This window comes from Luteibacter aegosomatis, from assembly GCF_023078455.1.
Lineage (GTDB): Bacteria > Pseudomonadota > Gammaproteobacteria > Xanthomonadales > Rhodanobacteraceae > Luteibacter > Luteibacter aegosomatis.
Genome location: NZ_CP095740.1, coordinates 2,899,959 through 2,917,705 on the forward strand (window position 1 = coordinate 2,899,959; position 17,747 = coordinate 2,917,705).

14 protein-coding genes are annotated in these 17,747 nt (G+C 66.0%); 8 read left to right on the forward strand and 6 right to left on the reverse strand.

What is annotated here, in order from left to right:
* Positions 1–69: 69 nt before the first annotated feature.
* The 3 genes from L2Y94_RS12940 to L2Y94_RS12950 all read right to left on the reverse strand — a co-directional run bounded on the left by L2Y94_RS12940 (position 70) and on the right by L2Y94_RS12950 (position 3,697).
* Positions 70–1,497 carry a chloride channel protein gene (locus L2Y94_RS12940; RefSeq protein WP_345779993.1) on the reverse strand — a complete coding sequence of 476 codons (1,428 nt, stop codon included), beginning with the start codon at positions 1,495–1,497 and terminating at the stop codon, positions 70–72.
* Positions 1,498–1,597: 100 nt separating this feature from the next.
* On the reverse strand, positions 1,598–2,575 hold the full coding sequence (locus L2Y94_RS12945; RefSeq protein WP_247367115.1) for an LD-carboxypeptidase: 978 nt from the start codon (positions 2,573–2,575) through the stop codon (positions 1,598–1,600).
* A 141-nt stretch (positions 2,576–2,716) separates the two neighbouring features.
* A complete protein-coding gene (locus L2Y94_RS12950; protein WP_247367118.1) occupies positions 2,717–3,697 on the reverse strand; it encodes a helix-turn-helix domain-containing protein in 981 nt (326 codons plus the stop codon).
* A 551-nt stretch (positions 3,698–4,248) separates the two neighbouring features.
* On the opposite strand from L2Y94_RS12950, the gene L2Y94_RS12955 reads away from it, so the two are divergent.
* Positions 4,249–5,994: a M28 family metallopeptidase gene (locus tag L2Y94_RS12955; RefSeq protein ID WP_247367121.1), complete on the forward strand. Its 1,746-nt coding sequence runs from the start codon at positions 4,249–4,251 to the stop codon at positions 5,992–5,994.
* A gap of 158 nt (positions 5,995–6,152) precedes the next feature.
* Here L2Y94_RS12955 and L2Y94_RS12960 read toward each other — a convergent pair whose 3' ends face one another.
* The gene (locus L2Y94_RS12960; protein ID WP_247367122.1) at positions 6,153–7,529 is read right to left on the reverse strand and encodes a porin; all 1,377 of its coding nucleotides are present in this window, start codon (positions 7,527–7,529) and stop codon (positions 6,153–6,155) included.
* Positions 7,530–7,823: 294 nt separating this feature from the next.
* On the opposite strand from L2Y94_RS12960, the gene L2Y94_RS12965 reads away from it, so the two are divergent.
* From L2Y94_RS12965 to L2Y94_RS12990, 6 genes are all read left to right on the forward strand, one after another.
* Positions 7,824–10,097 carry a TonB-dependent receptor gene (locus L2Y94_RS12965; protein WP_247367123.1) on the forward strand — a complete coding sequence of 758 codons (2,274 nt, stop codon included), beginning with the start codon at positions 7,824–7,826 and terminating at the stop codon, positions 10,095–10,097.
* 306 nt (positions 10,098–10,403) lie between these two features.
* On the forward strand, positions 10,404–10,586 hold the full coding sequence (locus L2Y94_RS12970) for a hypothetical protein (protein WP_247367125.1): 183 nt from the start codon (positions 10,404–10,406) through the stop codon (positions 10,584–10,586).
* Positions 10,587–10,622: 36 nt separating this feature from the next.
* Positions 10,623–10,958 (forward strand): hypothetical protein, encoded by a 336-nt coding sequence (locus L2Y94_RS12975; protein WP_247367127.1) that lies wholly within the window; start codon positions 10,623–10,625, stop codon positions 10,956–10,958.
* Positions 10,959–10,963: 5 nt separating this feature from the next.
* Positions 10,964–11,338, forward strand: a complete 375-nt coding sequence (locus L2Y94_RS12980) for a GntR family transcriptional regulator (RefSeq protein WP_144909127.1) — start codon at positions 10,964–10,966, stop codon at positions 11,336–11,338.
* Complete coding sequence (locus tag L2Y94_RS12985) at positions 11,335–12,192, forward strand: ABC transporter ATP-binding protein (RefSeq protein WP_247367128.1); 858 nt, start codon at positions 11,335–11,337, stop codon at positions 12,190–12,192. The genes L2Y94_RS12980 and L2Y94_RS12985 overlap by 4 nt, the downstream gene beginning before the upstream one ends.
* On the forward strand, positions 12,189–13,133 hold the full coding sequence (locus tag L2Y94_RS12990) for an ABC-2 transporter permease (protein WP_247367129.1): 945 nt from the start codon (positions 12,189–12,191) through the stop codon (positions 13,131–13,133). Before L2Y94_RS12985 ends, L2Y94_RS12990 begins: the two co-directional genes overlap by 4 nt.
* A 48-nt stretch (positions 13,134–13,181) precedes the next feature.
* On the opposite strand, the gene L2Y94_RS12995 is transcribed toward L2Y94_RS12990, so the two are convergent.
* Positions 13,182–14,078: a LysR family transcriptional regulator gene (locus L2Y94_RS12995; protein WP_247367130.1), complete on the reverse strand. Its 897-nt coding sequence runs from the start codon at positions 14,076–14,078 to the stop codon at positions 13,182–13,184.
* A 95-nt stretch (positions 14,079–14,173) separates the two neighbouring features.
* Between L2Y94_RS12995 and L2Y94_RS13000 the strand changes: the two genes are divergently transcribed.
* A complete protein-coding gene (locus L2Y94_RS13000) occupies positions 14,174–15,178 on the forward strand; it encodes an NAD-dependent epimerase/dehydratase family protein (RefSeq protein WP_247367131.1) in 1,005 nt (334 codons plus the stop codon).
* Positions 15,179–15,196: 18 nt separating this feature from the next.
* Here the strand turns inward: L2Y94_RS13000 and L2Y94_RS13005 are convergent, their stop codons facing one another.
* On the reverse strand, positions 15,197–17,716 hold the full coding sequence (locus L2Y94_RS13005; protein WP_247367132.1) for a motility hub landmark protein FimV: 2,520 nt from the start codon (positions 17,714–17,716) through the stop codon (positions 15,197–15,199).
* Between the last annotated feature and the right edge of the window lie 31 nt (positions 17,717–17,747).

The following is a 17,747-nucleotide window of genomic DNA, read 5'->3' on the forward strand; positions in this document are numbered from 1 at the left end:
CGCCGGGTTTTCTTTTGTGTCGAGTCGAGACGTACGTTTGCCAAGCGAACGACGACGTCACATCCAAACCTACAACACCGGGGCTCGCCCACCCGTCGAATCCGCCACGAAATCCGTCGGCACGTGCACGCCGCGCCGGGCGATCTTCTCGGTCATGATCGTGTGGCGCATCATCAGGCCCGACACCAGATACGCCGTGGCGCACGCGGCGAGCAACGGCAGCAACGCATGCGGTTGCATCGTGGTTTCGAAGACGAACACGGCCGATGTCATCAGCGCGCGCGACGCACCGGCGAACAGGGCCGCCATCCCGATCAGGGCAGCCATGCGCGGATCGACATGCAACCACGACCAGTGCGCCAGCAACGCGCCGGCGACGCCGCCCGCCGCGCCGCCGATGGTGAACAACGGAGCCAACGTACCGCCCGACGTACCGCTCCCCAGCGCGATCGACCACGAAACCAACTTGGCCAGCGCCAGCCACGCCATGGCCGCCAAGCCGAGTTGGCCGGAGATCACCTCGGTGATGTTGTCGTACCCCACGCCCAGCGTTTTCGGCGCCACGTAACCCACCGCACCGACCACGAGTCCGCCCAGCGCGGGCCACCACATCCAGTGGATCGGCAGCTTCTCGAACGCATCCTCGATACCGTACGTCAGTCGCGTAACGCCCACGCCGGCGATCCCCATGGCCAGGCCCAGCAATGCGTAGACCAGCAAAGCCAACGGCGCCACGGGTGCCAGTTCCGGCATCGGAAACACCGGCCCTGCGCCCTCAAGCGCGAAACGCATGCCCGTACCCGCCGCGGCAGCCAGGGCCACCGGAATCAGGGAACGCGCACGGCGTTCGAACAACAGCAACTCGATGCTGAGAAGCACGGCCGATACCGGCGCGCTGAACACGGCCGCCATGCCTGCCGCCGCGCCGGCCGCCAACAGCGTCTTGCGCTCGTCCGCGCTCACCGGCAGCCGCTGGCCGAGCAATGAGCCGACCGCGCCACCCGTGGCGATGATGGGCCCCTCCGCGCCGAACGGACCGCCCGTACCGATGGCGATGGCCGACGACAGTGGCTTGAGCCAGGTCATGCGCGCCGGAATACGGCTCTCGTTGGTCAGTACCTGTTCCATCGCCTCGGGAATGCCGTGGCCGCGGATGGCTCGCGATCCCCAGCGCGCCATGATGCCGACGATGATGCCGCCCAACGACGGCAACAGGACCACCCACAGTCCCAGATGATGACCCGCCGGACTGGCGAAGCTCGTGCCGAGTCGTCCATAAAAAGCCAGGTTGGTAACGAAGCCGATCAACAGGGTCAACAGGCGCGCCACGCCGCCGACGGCAAGTCCCAGTCCGATCGCCCACAGACAGAGGCGAACGACACGACGGTCCACCACCGGCAGCCGGGTGGGCATGTGCGCATCGACAAGGGCCTGGTCCAACGACGGGGCGAGCGGAATCGCCGCCCGGTCGTGCGGGAGGTGAAGAGAATCTGTCATGAGATTTTTCGGGGCGAAGAGGGCTGCGACGCAAGGCTACAGGGAACTGCGCTTCGTAGCTGGCTGGAAAATGAACAGCGCGACGTGAGCCGACATCGGCCTAGAAAGCGGTTCCCTGCTGCGAGTCGTCGCCTGCTGTCGCCGCCCGATGAGCGAATGCCGATAACGTGGCTTTCGGTCTTTCTTTCGCGGCGTTCTTCACCTGGAGTACCCCGCGTGCACCGAACGGCAAGGTCCACTTGTCGGGGCCATGGCCGAACAAAGGGCCTCGCAACATCGGCACGTCGCACACACGACGGAATCGCTCGAGGGCGCTTTCGATATCGTAATCGTTGTCGTATTCGCTGACCCGTTGCCCACCCAGGCCTCCCAGCAACAGCGCACGCTGGCCTTCGAGCGCGCCGCCGAGCTTCAATTCGTAGAGCATGCGCTCGATCTTGTAGGCTTGCTCGCCGGTCTCCTCGATGTAGAGAATGCCGCCGTCGATGCGAGGCAGGTAAGGCGTGCCGAGCAGGCTGCACAAAGCGGAGAGGTTACCGCCCCACAGGGTGCCTTCCACCAGGAGGTCGTGCTGCGGCTCAAGACACGTCCACTCCATCTCGGTGCACGGCGCCTGCAGCGTTTGCCAGAAATGCCGCCAGGTACTTTCGCGCAGGAAGTTGCTGCCGAAGTCCTGCACCAGCATCGGACCGTGCAACGAACCGATGCCGGCCCTGGCGTAAAGCGCGCACTGGATCACCGTGAAATCGCCGTGCCCGACGAAATCGCACGACGCTCCCTCGAACCGCGCCGCCAATCCGTCGTAGTCCAGCCGATCAAGTAGCGGAATGGCGCCGTATCCTCCGCAGATCGCCATCACCACGTCGGGCAAGGGTTGGGACGCATCGGCAAGCGCGTTGATGTCCGACGCCCGCTCCTCATCCCTGCCGGCAAAACGCAGATGCACGCGATCGATCACGTCGATACCGGAAAGGGTGTGCCCGGCCGCCTGCAGACGCTCGATGCCGCGTTGGCAGGCGGAGCGATCCGCCGCGTATCCGGAGGGAGCAATGAGCCTTATATCGAGACGCTTTGGCATGAGGGGGCTGGGATCGGACCGGCCTTACCAATACCGCCATGCCCGCATAAAGGCAACCCGAAGTTGACCCTGGCCGCCAGGGTCATCACCACGGCGGACCACGTCGGAGCGTCGTACGGCACGCGGCGCGTGCCCCCTCCGTCACCAGCCGTCGTATTCACCGGCGGTCGTGAGGTCTTCCGCCGCCACGCTGCGGGTGAGCGTTTCACGCGGTTGCTCGCCGAAAACGCTCCGATATTTCTCAGCAAAACGGGAGAGATCCCACATGCCGCAACTCAACGCCACCGACTTGACCGAACGGCGACCGGCTTCCGCGGTGATCAGGCTGCGATGCGCCGTGCACAGGCGCAGCATGGCGAGGTAGCGGTTGGGCGGGATACCCAGCAGGTCGTCGAACGCGTAACGCAGCCCACGCTCGCTTGCCCCGGCCGCTTGGCAGAGTTCCTGCGAGTAGATATCGCGGCGCAGGTTGGCGCGCATGAAGCGCTCGGCGCGGCGCATCACCTGGTAGTGCGCGCGACGGCCACGCGAGGCCACCGGGCGTTCTTCGGACGACGAGCCCAGCGCGACGCGAATGTGCTCGTCGAGCAGGTCCTCCACCGGACCGAACGCCACTTCGTCGGCTTCTTTCACGCGGTCGCGAATCTGCCGATAGGCACGCTTGAGGTGTTCCGAATGCACCGAGAACAGGCGAAGCCGCTGTGCCGCCATGTCGACGTCGGCGTGGTCCGACGCCATGAAGCGTGCCCGGAACCTCGCATAGGGCGCGATCACCAGGGTGAAGCGCGTGCCGCGCTCGAACATGAAATCCGTCGGCGTGCCCCTGAGCAGGGTAACCGCCATGTCCGATTCCACGCTCACGCCCTGGCACCAGCTGCGCTCGCCCGCTTCATGCAGATAGACCAGCATGCAGGCGTCATCCGGAACGGTGAGCGATCCGCGCACGTCGAAGTCGATGTGCGCGCTGAGGTAAGTGACGCCATCGTGCGTCTTGGTGGAAATCGCGGCCCGTGGGCGCGCTGGACTCAGGGTGAGAAGGTCGACTTCGCAGACGCCGAGCGCGGCGCCGAGGGTGACCAGATCGTAGTCTTCCAGACCGGGCACGTCGAATGGACGGCTCATGCGCGAACCTCCGAATGGATGGATTCGAATACCTGTACCTGCCTGCCTTGCGGGACGTAATGAGCCTCACGGCCATCAACCCCGGCAACGCCCCTAACGCTGCCAATCCAGAACCGAACGCTCCAACTTCCCATACAACCCCCGTCCCCAGCAGGCCTGCCTGCACGCAATCCGAATACTCCAAACCCGGATGGTATCCATTTTGGCCGATACCGTCCGATGCGTATAACTAACGGTGTATGCGAGGAAATGCCAGCACTTTGTGAATATGCCGAATTCGCGCAGCGACTGCGAAAGTCCACGATCCCTTTGCTAAAACCGGTACCTGGGTCACGGTTTCGGCCATTTTCTTTCGTGAACGGTCAGGAATACTCGAATTGCCATTTTTAAGATTAGATCGAGAAAATTCGCAAGGTGCGGAAAAAGCCCGCTGCGGCAACGCCGTTTCGCCCGGACGCGGCAAGCGGCTTTGGATCGATCTTCGAACGTCCCGGCCGCCCACGGCTGAGGCTACACTCGACGACCGACCATACGAAGGGAATGTCCCGCCGATGCGACGCCTCGCCCTCGCCTGCCTCGCCGCCTTTGCCCTGGCGGCCTGCCAATCCCACGACGAAGACAAGAACGCCCAGGTTCCCGCCCCGGGTCCCGCCAAGGCCACCACCGCTCCGCCCCCGCCCTTGCCGGCCGTGGCGAACGAGCCGCATACGTTCACGCCCGACATCACGGCCGCCGATTTCGCGGCCCATCTGCGGGTGATCTCGTCCGACGAGTACGAGGGCCGCAAACCGGGCACCCTGGGGGAGCGCCTGACCACGAACTATCTCATCGAGCAGTTCAAGCGAATGGGGCTAGAGCCGGGTAACAAGGGCGAGTGGGTACAGACCGTGCCGGCGGTATCCACTGAACTGACCGGCCAGGACACCCTCAAGCTGGACGTCGCCGAGGGTGGCGGCACCGAGTCGTTCGCCTTCGGCAAGGACATGGTCGTGGGCACGCTCCAGGCGAAGGCCGACGTGGAGCTCAAGGACTCCGACATCGTCTTCGCGGGCTACGGCGTCGATGCGCCCGAAGCCCAGTGGAACGATTTCGACGGTATCGACGTGAAGGGCAAGACGCTGATCGTGCTGGTCAACGATCCGGGCTGGAACGGCAACGATCCGTCACTTTTCAAGGGTCGGGAGATGACCTATTACGGCCGCTGGACCTACAAGTACGAAGAGGCCGCGCGCCAGGGCGCCGCGGCCGTGTTCATCGTGCACCAGACCGAACCGGCCGCCTACGGCTGGAACGTGGTGCAGAGCGGCTGGGCCACGCCCCGACTCGACCTGCCGGCCAGCGAAGATCCCTCGCCCCGCGTGCCGGTGGCCGGGTGGCTCACCCACGAGGCGGCCCAGCGCCTGTTCGCCAAGGCCGGCAAGAATTTCGACGACCTGGAAAAACAGGCCGGCGTGCGCGGGTTCAAGGCCGTGCCGCTGGATGCGAAGGCCAACATCGTCCTGCACAGCAACATCAGCCATTCGCTGAGCAACAACGTCATCGGCATGGTCAAGGGCAGCGAAAAACCCGACGAAGCCGTGATCTACACCGCCCACTGGGACCACCTTGGCCGCGACCCCTCCCTGAAGGGCCACCAGATCTACAACGGCGCGGTCGACAACGGCACCGGCATCGCCGCGATGCTGGAAATCGCCGGCAAGTTCGCCCAGGACAAGCCGAAGCGCTCGGTGGTGTTCGCCGCCGTGACGATGGAAGAATCCGGCCTGCTCGGCTCGCAGTATTACGTGGCGCACCCGCCCTTCCCGCTGGCGAAGACGGTCGCCGACATCAACATGGATGCCTTGCCCATCACCAAGCCCACGAAAGACATGGAGGTCACCGGCATGGGCCAGAACGATCTGGAAGACATGCTGGCCGACGTCCTCAAGGAGGACGGCCGCACGATCAGCGGCGACGCCTCGCCCGAGAAGGGCCACTACTTCCGCTCCGACCACTTCAACTTCGCCAAGGCGGGCGTGCCGGCCCTCGCGGCGGGCGGCGGCGTGGACATGGTCGACGGCGGCAAGGCCGCCGGCGAGGCCGCGGCCGACGACTACGTGAAGAACCATTACCACCAGGTCACCGACGTGTTCGACCTGCGCTGGGATTTCACCGGCGTGATGCAGAACGTCACGGCCTTCTACAAGCTCGGCGAAAAACTGGCCGACGGCGATACATGGCCGGCGTGGAAGGATGGAAGCGAATTCAAGGCGGTACGGGAGAAGTCGTTGGCGGAAGGAAAGAAAAAACCGAAGTGAGGCCTCGCGATAACCGAACGCAAGGCGCTGGGTTCCTGCGTTCGCAGGAACGACGTGAGGTTTTTTCGTGCGTAACGACAAACCTTGCGACTCGTCGTTCCTGCGAACGCAGGAGCCCAGCGCGTCGCGTCCGAGCGAGCAAAGGGCTCCCTTCGAATCTAGTAATTGACCTGCAATTGCATCCGCAGCAGTTTCCCGTCGATACGACGATAAGGCGCCGCGCTCACGTCGGTACGCCGCATGTTGGCGAACGCCACCGCCAGTTCGATGGCATTCGACGGCTGCCACTCGACACCCGCCTCCAGCTCGTCCACCGACATCTTCGGCGCATTCGTATCGAACTTGGCCGCGCCACGATACGTCTGCCACTTCGCGTACGGAATGAAGACACCATTCACGCCTTCGAACCTGTACATCAACTGGGCGTACCCTCCGCGTAGCGAACGGGTGCGGATCGTGCGGCGCGCCACGTCCAGTTGCGGTCCTTCGCCCACGGTCCACTCCGCCTGGAAACCGAACGGTTGCGGGTAATACACCACGTGCGCGGCGATGCGCCGGTCCGTCGACCCCGCATCGGATTCGTTCACCGTCGGCGTGAACGTGCGCCCCTCGATGGTGGCCGACGCCGTGGATACCTTGTAACGCCCCGTGTACGCGTCGGCGCCCACTTCGAGGTATTGCCCGTTGGCGAACTTGAACGGGTAGGAGAAGTGCACCACCGTATGCAGCCGGTCGTTGCGATCCGGACGGTTCGCCCCCTGTCCGTTGTATACGCCGACGCCGAACATGCCGTAATCGCCCGAACCCTTCAGCCCCGACTTCTGCAGATAGGCGAAGCGTTCCTTCGCTTCCTTCGGCGACCAATAGAGGAATACGCCGAGGTCGCGCTCGTCGCGTACGGCGGAATTCAGCGCATCGGCGCGATCGAGCGCCAGGCGGTTCTGGCTCGATTGCAGGTCTTCCCATCCATAGGGGATCTTCGACTGGCCCGCGCGGATGCGCCAGGTCTTTTCGGGGTCGAGCCAGAGGTCCGCGTAAGCGTCGCGCAACTGGGCGAAGTTGCCGGTGCTCGAGCCCGACGGCGTGCTGGCCAGATCGGGCTGGATGTAGATGGACATGCGATCGGTCACGTCACCGCTGATCACCACGCGGGCACGACGGATACCGAAACCCTGCTCCCGGCCGATGTAGCGATCACCCGGAGATTTGAGATCCTTTGCATCCCCGCCGACCTCCTGGTTGTAACGCATCTGCACGTAACCGCGGATGCCGATGCGGTCGTACCAGTGCTTCGACGACGGCGCCGGTGCCGGTGCGGCCACCGTCCGCTCCGCCGGCACCGGCGCCACGGCCGGGGCGGGCGCATCGGGGGCCTGCACGAACCGGCCAAGGCGCTGGCGGCCCGGACCCGGCTCGGCGTAGATCTGGCGGGTGGCGCTATCCACGTACAACTCGATGGCCGCTTGCGGTGAGCCTTCCGCGGCCGCGGTCCCGCACATCGTCCAGAAAGCGGCGGTAAGGGGAAATTTCTTCATGCGAAACCAGCTCCGGATGTCACGGAAAGGCGGTTGAGAAAATACTCAAACGTCGGCGATCAGGAGGCCTACGTGCGAAAACGTCGTAAATCCTTACGGCCGAGCCGCACGGTATAGGGCCCCCGTTGCAGTTCCATGACAGTTTTCGTGACAGGCCCGCATCCGCCTGCACGCGAGTGCAGCCCTTTCGTCATCACCGTGTCACAGGGATAATGCGGGCCAGACGCGCCCTCGCCAGGGGCCAGCTCCGACGCATGGCGAGGCACCTCTCCCACCCCAGGCGGAACCCAAAACATGTCCTTCGCAAGTTCGCGCGGCACGCCGCGACGTCTCGTCATTGCCCTGTCCATCGCCACGGCCCTCGCCGGCGGCACGGCCATCGCCCAGGACGCCTCGTCCAACGCGCAGCCGTCGAACGCGCCGGCCAAGACCGCCACGCTGCAGACGGTCACCGTCACCGCCGAAAAACGCACCGAAGACCTGCAGAAAGTGCCCATCTCGATGACGGTGGTCACCAGCGAAAAGCTCGAGGCCTTCGGCCAGGCCGGCGACGGCGTGCTGCAGCTCGCCTCGCGCGCGCCGAGCGTCTACGCCGAAACGTCCTACGGACGCGAGTTTCCGCGCTTCTACATCCGCGGCCTGGGCAACAGCGACTTCGACCTCAACGCCTCGCAGCCGGTGTCGATGGTCTACGACGACATCGTGCAGGAAAACCCCATCCTCAAGGGCTTCCCGCTGTTCGACCTGGAGCAGGTCGAAGTGCTCCGCGGCCCGCAGGGCACGCTGTTCGGCCGTAACTCCCCCGCCGGCGTGATCAAGTTCGAATCGCGCAAGCCCACGCAGGAAACCGAGGGCTACGCCCGCGTATCCTACGGCTCGTACGGCACCGCCAACGCCGAGGCGGCGCTCGGCGGCAAGCTCGGCGGCAACTGGGCCGGCCGCGTGTCCGCCATCGCGCAGCATCGCGACGGCTGGATCGACAACGAATACAACGGCAAGAAGGACTCGCTCGGCGGCTACAACGATCGCGCCGTGCGCCTGCAGGCCCTCTACAAGGCTTCGGACGACTTCGACGCGCTGATCAACGTGCATGCGCGCTGGCTCGACGGCAGCGCGATGGTCAACCGCGCCAACGCCATCACGCCGGGCAGCGATCAGTTCGTGGCCGACTTCCAGCGCGACAAGGTCGCCCAGGACGGCCGCAACGACCAGCACCTGTTCACCTGGGGCAGCAACCTGCACCTGAACTGGCACTTCGGCGACCTCAACTTCGCCTCGATCACGGGCCTGGAGCGCGCTACCACGTATAGCCTCGGCGACGTCGACGGCGGCTACGACGCCTCCGGCACCCCGGCCACGCCGGGCCTGGGCAACCGCTTCGTCACCCCGTTCTATTCCGAGACGGCCGACGCGCTGCCCAAGGATCGCCAGATCACCCAGGAATTCCGCCTGTCCAACGACAGCTCGGAGCGCCTGAAGTGGCAGGTGGGTACGTATTACTTCGACGAGGACATCGCCATCGCGAACTTCTCGTACGACACGCTCAACAACCACGCGCTCAACGGCTGGGTGGACCAGAGCCAGCGCACCAAGGCCTGGGCGGTGTTCGGTTCGGCCGATTACAACTTCACCGACACCTTCGACGTGCGCGCCGGCGCGCGCTGGTCGCACGACAAGCGCGACTTCAAGGCGGAGCGATTCCTCGGCTTCACCGGCCCGGTGGGTCCGCTCACGTCCGATCCCACCGACTCGCGCTGGAGCGGCGACCTGACCGCCACCTGGCAGCTGTCCGATCGCGCCAATGTCTACGCCCGCGTGGCCAACGGCTTCCGCGCCCCCAGCGTGCAGGGCCGCATCAACTTCGCCAACTCGATCTCCACGGCCAAGCCCGAGACGATCACCTCGTACGAAGTGGGCTTCAAGTCGACGTCCGACGACAACAAGATCCGTTTCAACGCCGACGTCTACAAGTACAACATGCACAACCAGCAGCTGACGGCGGTGGGCGGCGCCACCAACGTCACGCAGCTGATCAACGCGAAGAAGACCGAAGGCTACGGCGCCGAGTTCGACCTCGAGGCCTACCTGACCCCGCAGTTCTACATGACCGCCGGCGGCAGCTACAACCACACCGAGCTCAAGGACCGCAATCTCGCCGTGGCCCCCTGCGGCGGCGGTTGCACCGTGCTCGACCCGCTCAACGCCACCGGCAACGCCCTCATCGACGGCAACGCGCTGCCCAACGCGCCGAAGTGGATCGGCACCTGGACCGCGCGCTATGGCATCCCGTACGGCGAAAGCGGCGAGTTCTTCGTCTACACCGACTGGAACTACCGCAGCGAGGTGAACTTCTTCCTGTACGACTCCGCGGAATTCCGCAGCAAGCCATTCCTCGAAGGCGGCATCCGCGTCGGTTACAACTGGGACTTCGGCAAGCGCGAGATCGCGCTGTATGGCCGCAACATCACCAACAAGCAGGTGATCACCGGCGGCATCGACTTCAACAATCGCACGGCGTTCGTCAATGATCCGCGGATCATCGGCGTGGAGTTCCGGGCGGAGTTGTAAGCCCCATCGCATGTTCCGACCCGAAGAGCCGGCTTCCCCAGGGAGCCGGCTTTTTTCATGCCGGACGAACGCCGCTCCCACTCCCTCTCGCTACTCGCTCCCTGTCTGGCGAGATGTAAACCTTCTTGCATCTCACCGCATCCCATGACTGCCCGGCCCGCTACCCCACCAGCACACCCCGGCAGCCCGCCCCGGCATAGGCCATAAGTCATATGGAATTTCACGAAATTCCGGTTGACGACTAAAAATCTGGTGTTATAGTTCACTACAACACCACTCACCCAGAGCACTAGAGGAGAGAGCACCATGAAAAACGTCAACTACATCGCCGTCGCCGCCTCGTTCGCCATCGCCATGGCCACCTTGGGCGTCTTCAGCAGCACCTCCACCAAGGCCCCGCCGCTGACCGTCATCAACGGCACGCACGTCACCGACATGGCCCCGATCGTCGTCTACGCCGACGCCACGGACACCGTCGCTTCCCTGTAACCCACTGTCCCAGCACGTCATCGGAGTCGAAACCCCATGAAAGCGCCGAACCTCATCGCCCTGACCGCATCCGTCCTGATCGCCGGCACCAGCGTGTTCGCCCTGCGCTCCTTCGATGACCGTGCCGCCGCACTCTCGGCCGCGCCGCACTACATCAACGGCACGCGTGTCGTCGACCTCCCCGCCGTCGTGGTGAAGCCGACCGACGCCGAGGTGCGGCAGGCCATGCCGACCGGCCAACACGTACTCGATTCGGCCGCCGACGCCATCCGGCGCAGCGCCGAAGACCGTGCCGCCGCACTCATCGGCGCACAGCTGAGCATGCCCTACTATTCGTTTGGCTCCGCATTGCGCCAATCGGCGAAGGATTGAACTACATGTCCATCACCTGGAACGACAGCGTCCCGATCTATCGCCAGCTACGCGAACGCGTCGTGGCCATGATCCTGGACGGCGCCTTGAACGAAGGCGACCCGCTGCCGTCGGTGCGCCAGGTAGCGGGTGATTTCCAGATCAACCCGCTCACCGTCTCCAAGGCGTACCAGGAGCTGGTCGACGAACAACTGGTTGAGAAACGGAGGGGTCTTGGCATGTTCGTGATCGATGGAGCGCGCGAAGCGCTGCTCAAGAGTGAAAGGGAGCGCTTCCTGCGCGAGGAATGGCCGGCACTGTACGCCCGCCTCCAGCGCATGGGCCTCGATCTGAAAACCCTGTTGCGTGAGGCCGATGGCCCCACAGAGGATCCGTCATGACCGCGGTCGTCACCGCCAATGGCCTCACCAAGCGCTACAAGTCGCAAGCCGCGCTCGATGGTGCCACCTTCCAGATCGGCTCGGGCCGCATCGTGGGCCTGATCGGCCCCAACGGGGCCGGCAAGACCACCGCGCTGAAGGCCATCCTCGGCCTCACCACCTTCGACGGCCAGCTCGAGGTCCTCGGCCTGGATCCGCGCAAGGATCGCGACAAGCTGATGGAACAGGTGTGCTTCATCGCCGACGTGGCCGTGCTGCCCCGCTGGATGAAGGTGGGGGACGCCGTCGACTTCGTGGCGCACACCCACCCGCGTTTCGACCGCGCCAAGTGCGAGGCCTTCCTGGCCCGCACCAAGCTGCAGCCGAAGCAGAAGGTGCGCCAGCTCTCCAAGGGCATGATCGTGCAGTTGCACCTTGCGCTGGTGATGTCCATCGACGCGAAGCTGCTCGTGCTGGACGAGCCGACGCTGGGCCTGGACATCCTCTACCGCAAGCAGTTCTACCAGAGCCTGCTGGAAGACTACTTCGACGAGGAGAAGACCATCCTGGTCACCACCCACCAGGTGGAGGAAATCGAACACATCCTCACCGACCTCATGTTCATCCGCGACGGAAAGATCGTGCTCGACGCCGACATGGACACCGTGGGCGAGCGCTTCAGCGAAGTGCTGGTCAGCGCCGAATTCGCCGCGGCCGCCCGCCAGCTCAAACCGCTGGACGAGCGCCAGGTGTTCGGCAAGAGCATTTTCCTCTTCGACAACGTCAGCCGGCCCGAGCTGGAACGCCTGGGCGAGGTCCGACGCCCATCGATCGGCGACCTCTTCGTCGCCACCATGAAGGGCACTTACGCATGAAAACCTTCTACTGGCTGGTCAAGCGCGAGTTCTGGGAGCACAAGGGCGGCTTCATCACCGCGCCCATCGTGGCCGGCATCATCTGCTTCCTGCTCAACGCCATGCTCATCGCCTTCGGCGAGGGCCATTACGGCGGTGGGGACTTCCACACCAATTTCTCGATGGCCTACAACAGCGACAACCTGGCCCAGGCCGGTGCCGTCATCGACGGGCTGCTCTACGGCGTGACGATGATGGTGATGATCGTCACCGCCATCGTGGTGTTCTTCTACAGCCTGGGCTCGCTGTACGACGACCGACGCGATCGCAGCATCCTGTTCTGGAAGTCGCTGCCGCTGTCGGATACCTCCACCGTGCTGTCGAAGCTCGCCAGCGCCGTGATCTTCGCCCCGGCCGTGGCCGTGGTGGTGGGCGTGGTGGCGGGCCTGGCCCTGACGATCATGTTCGCCGGCGTCGCCACCTTCCACGGTTTCTCGCTGTGGCCGCTGCTGATGCAGGCACATCCGATCAAGGTCATGATCAACCTCGTGCTGCTCATCCCGCTCTATGCGCTCTGGGCACTGCCCACCGTCGGCTGGCTGATGCTCTGCTCCGCCTGGGCCCGCAGCAAGCCGTTCCTCTGGGCCATCGCCCTTCCCGTCGGCAGCGGCGTGCTCGTGGGATGGTGGGGCCTGATGATGGGCAACGGCGGGTTCACCAGCCTGTACTGGCGCCACGTGGTGGGACGCCTGCTCGGCGGACTGACGCCGGGGGGCTGGATGACCGAAACCTCGAAGCTCGTCCACTTCGACGGCGACAATCCCGCCTCGGCGCTGGAGAAGTTCGATCTGGCCTACCACTACAGCGCGCTCGCCAGCCCTCCGCTCTACCTGGGTGTCCTGGCCGGTGTGGCGATGATCGCCGCGGCGATATGGTTCAGAAGGTGGCGTGACGACAGTTGATCCCCTCGCGGCTCCCACGAACGTGGGAGCCGCGTCGTTTGCGGACGCTTACGGGGCGAGATCGATATGAGCCGCCAGGCAGGCCACCATGGCATCGAACACGATCCGGCAACGCCGGCTGCCGACCAGGTCACCGTGCATCGTGACCCAGGTGTCCAGCGGAAACACGAAGTCATCGGGCAGCACCCGCACCAGCTCCGGATCGCGCCGGGCCAGCGCCACCTGGCAGATGCCGATGCCGCCACCGGCTCGGATCATGGCGAGCTGCGCCACGTCGCTGTCGCTGCGTAGCGAGAACGACTCCCGATCCCACCGTGGAAACCGGGTCCTGGCGGCCCGAATGAACGGGGTTTCGTCATCGAAGCCGATCAGCGAGTGCGCCGCCAGGCCGTCGAGCGTTTCGGGCGTGCCGTGCCGCGCGAGGTAGTCGGCATGGGCGAACAACCCCAGTTTGACGGTACCCACACGGCGCGCGACCAGCGCCTGCTGTTGCGGCGGCGTCATGCGGATCGCGATGTCGACCTCACGCTGCAGCAAGTCCTGTACGCGATTGGTCGGCACCAGTTCGATATTCAGCGCCGGGTAGTCACGGCGTAATCCGGCCAGGGCCCGCGGTACCACTTCCACGCCGATCACTTCGCTGGCCGAGATGCGGACGGTGCCATGGATGCCCTGCCCCTGGCTGAAGGCTTCCCGTTCCAGGGCGGCGGCCGTGCTCCGCATGGCTTCGGCGTGTCCACGGAGCGCGAGCGCGACGTCGGTAGGCACCAGCCCCGACGGGCCTCGCGTGAACAGCGTCTGGCCGAAAGCGGCCTCCAGCGCCGAGATATGTCGGCCGACGGTGGGCTGGGTCATGCCCAGCATCCTGGCGGCGCCCGATAGCGAGCCTTCCGTCAGGACGGCTAACAAGGTGCGGTAGTGTTCCCAGCCGATGTGCTCGCCCATACGAAAATGTATAGCCGGTATAGGTCGATGGCAATTCCAGCGCATCCGCATGGCGAGGACGATGGGCGACTTCCTCCTGCCAGAGATATAGCGCCATGACGAACGGTTCGGAAAAGCAGGTACTGGTCCTGGGCGCCAGTGGCGGCATCGGTGGCGAAGTCGCACGCCACTTGCGGGATGCCGGATGGCGCGTCAAGGCGCTCAAGCGCGGCATGGACGTGCCCGAACGACGCGAGGGCATCGAATGGTCGGGCGGCGATGCGATGAGCCCGGACTACGTACGGCAGGCGGCCCGGGGCTGCCAGGTGATCGTGCATGCGGTCAACCCGCCCGGTTACCGCCACTGGGCCGAGCGCGTGCTGCCGATGGTGGATAACACCATCGCCGCCGCGATCGCCGAACGGGCCACCATCGTGTTGCCGGGAACGGTCTACAACTACGGCCCCGACGCGTTCCCGTCGATCGCCGAGGAGGCTCCGCAGAATCCGCTGACCCGCAAGGGGCGCATCCGGGTTCAACTGGAGCAGCGCCTGTACGACGCGACCCTGCGGGGCGCGCGAGCGATCGTGGTTCGTGCCGGGGACTTCTTCGGACCGCGGGCGGCCAACAGCTGGTTTTCCCAAGGCCTGGTCCAGCCCGGCAAACCGATAAGGCACATCCGCGTACCGAACGACGCCGGCGTCGGTCATCAGTGGGCTTACCTTCCCGACGTCGCCCGTACGATGTGCGCCCTGCTCGAACGGCGCGACGGGCTGGAGCCGTTCGCCCGGTTCCACATGGACGGCCATTGGGACGCCGACGGAACGGCATTGGCCGAGGCCATCCGCGAGGTGGCTCGACGACACGGACAGACCCCCACGATCTCCGCGTTTCCCTGGTGGCTGACCCGACTGCTGGCCCCCGCCGTGCCTACGCTTCGCGAACTCCGGGAGCTGCGCTACCTCTGGAGCGAACCCTTGCGCCTGGACAATCGCCGCCTGCGGGCCGTCCTCGGCGAGGAACCGCATACCCCGCTGAAGGACGCCGTGGAGGCGACCCTGGCGGGGATGGGCTGCATCGCCCCTTCGGACACGGGCTCGACGCCGAAACGCCCGAGGTGAACGGCCGGCGCCGTGCGATCAGGCGATGTCGTCGAGAATCCGCTTCGCCGTGTCCTTCTGCATCTGCGAGCCCTCGGCCATCACTTCTTCCAGCATCAGGCGCGCGCCTTCGGCGTCGCCCATGTCGAGATAGGCGCGGGCCAGGTCGAGCTTCGTATCGACCGGATCGTCGCTGAAGCCCTCGGGCGAGGTGTCGAGCGTGAGGGGCTCTTCGTCGGGGAAGCGCGGTTCGTCGAAACGCGGCGGCTCGTCAAAATGCGGCACGTCCAGATGCGATTCGGTCCGGATCGGATGCACCGGGGTCTCCGGCACGTCGTCGAACGACCAGGTCTGGCGGTCTTCCGGTAGCGTCGTCTCCTCGGCCAGCACGTCGCCGAAAGCGGGGGCGTGGGTTTCGTGCGGCTCGACGTAAGGCGATGCCGGCGCGTCGACGTCGAACACGTCCGGCGCATTCGGGCGCGTTTCCGCTTCCGCGCGCTGCACCGGCGTGAGGTCGAAGTTGAAGTGGTATTCGCTGTGCTTCTGCGGCGCGGGAGCGACGCGTTCGTCGTCTTCGGGGCTGGTCACGTAGTGACCCAGGTCGAATTCCTCGAGCGCGGCGGCCTCGTGCGCCTCATGGGGCGTCGATGCCGTATAGGTATCGGACGCGTACTCGTCCTCGTCGACGTCACCCGGTACGCCGCCGAACAGCGGATGCGTGGGCGCGAGCTCCTGGCCCATCGCCACCACGTCGCGCCATTCGGGCTGGTCCGGATCGGAGATGTGGGCGTACATCGCCTCGGCGGCGGCTTCGAAATGATCGACGTCGCCCCGGCCGTAGTAGAGGCTCACCAGTTCGAGATGCAGGCCGATGTCATCGGGATGTTCGGCCAACGCGTCGAGGATCTCGCGCTGGTCCGGATCGATGCCTTCGAGCCCGTCGAAGCGCGGCTCGTCGCCGAATCGATCGGCCAGCGAGGGCGTAGCCAGCGGCGCCACGGGGGCGACCACCGTCTTCTTGCGACGGGCGAACAACGCCAGCAGGAGCAGCAGCACGACGACACCGCCGGCGCCCCATGCCCACGGCTGCATGAACCACGGCGTCTCTTCTTCGACCGGCGCGGGCGCGGGACGCGGCGTGGCGGCCGGCTTGACGGCCTGCGGCGGAACGGCGGCGGGCGCTTTCAGCGGCGTGGTGGTCACGGTCGCCGCGGTGGCCTCGCCGGCGGTGGAGGCCGCCTTCGGTGCGGCGGGCGCACTGGCCGCGGCCACCGGAGCAGCGGCGGAAGCCGGGGCGGCGGAAGCGGCAGGGGCCGGCGCACTGGCGGGCGCCGCCACGGCCGCGGGCGCCTTGCCCGCCTCGACCAGCTTGCGCTGGAGCTCGGCGATCTCGCTGTCCTTCAGGCTGATCAGCCGCTCGTTCTTGGTCTTGATCGCCTCCAGGTCGGCCACGCGGGACTTGAGCTCTTCGCCCTGCTGGCGCAACGAGGCCACGGATTCCTGGGAGGTGGCGAGTTCCTGCTTGAGGCCCGCCACCTGGGCATCGCCGGTGCCGTTCTTCGAGCCGGCGCGGGTGGAGGCGGCCTCGCCGCCCTCCTTCGCCGGAACGAGAGCGAGCCGGTCGTCGCTACCGGACGACCGGGCCTTGCCCTGCGCGGCACCGGTGGAGGCGGCATCGGCCACCACGGCCGGCGAACGGGCGGCGCCCGAGCGCCAGGCCTCGTTCTGGCGACGCACCTCGGTCAGCGCCGCGGCGGCGGACTGCGCCTTCACGTCGTCGGCGGAGGGGATGCGCAGCACGGCGCCGGTCTTCAGCGCGTTGATGTTGTCGCGGTAGAAGGCGTCGGGATTGGCCTTCTGCAACGCCACGAGCATCTGGTTGATGTCGGCGCCGTCCGCGTGGTCGCGGGCAATGGCCGAAAGCGTTTCGCCGCGCTTCACCGGACCGACCTGGCTGGCGGAAGCGGACGGCGCGGCCGGGGCGCGTGGCGTCGCGTGCGTGCGCGGCGCGGGCGCCTCGGCGCGGGACGGCGCCGCCACCGGAGCGGCCGGTGCGGTACTTTCGGTTCGCGACGGCTGCGCCTCCGGGGACACCCTGGCCGGCACTTCGGAGGTACGCGACGGGCGAGGACCGGCAGCCACGTTCGCGCCGGGCGCGGACGGCGTGCTGCCCGGCGGATCGAGCAGCATGGTGACCTCGCGGACGACCTTGTTGCCGCCGGCGCTCACTTCGACGAGGAAGTCGAGATAGGTATCGCGGATCGGCTCGCTGCTGGTGACGCGCACCACCGGCTGGCCGGAGGCGCCCCTGGCCATGGCGAAGCTCAGCGCCACCGGAAGCCCTTCGCGATTGAGTCCCGCGCGGGAGAAGGCTTCGGCCGAGGCCAGCGTGACGTGGATATCGCCGGTGCCACCCGTCACCCCGGTGATGGGGATCTCGGCGAGCAGCGGCTGGTCGATGGTGGACCGCACCTGGGCGGGGCCGAGGTTCTGGGCCATGGCATGGCCGCCGCCCGCGGCCAGCGCCAGCATGATGGACAGCTTGAGTGTGCGGTTCATTGATCGCTTCCCCCGAACATATACCCGTGCC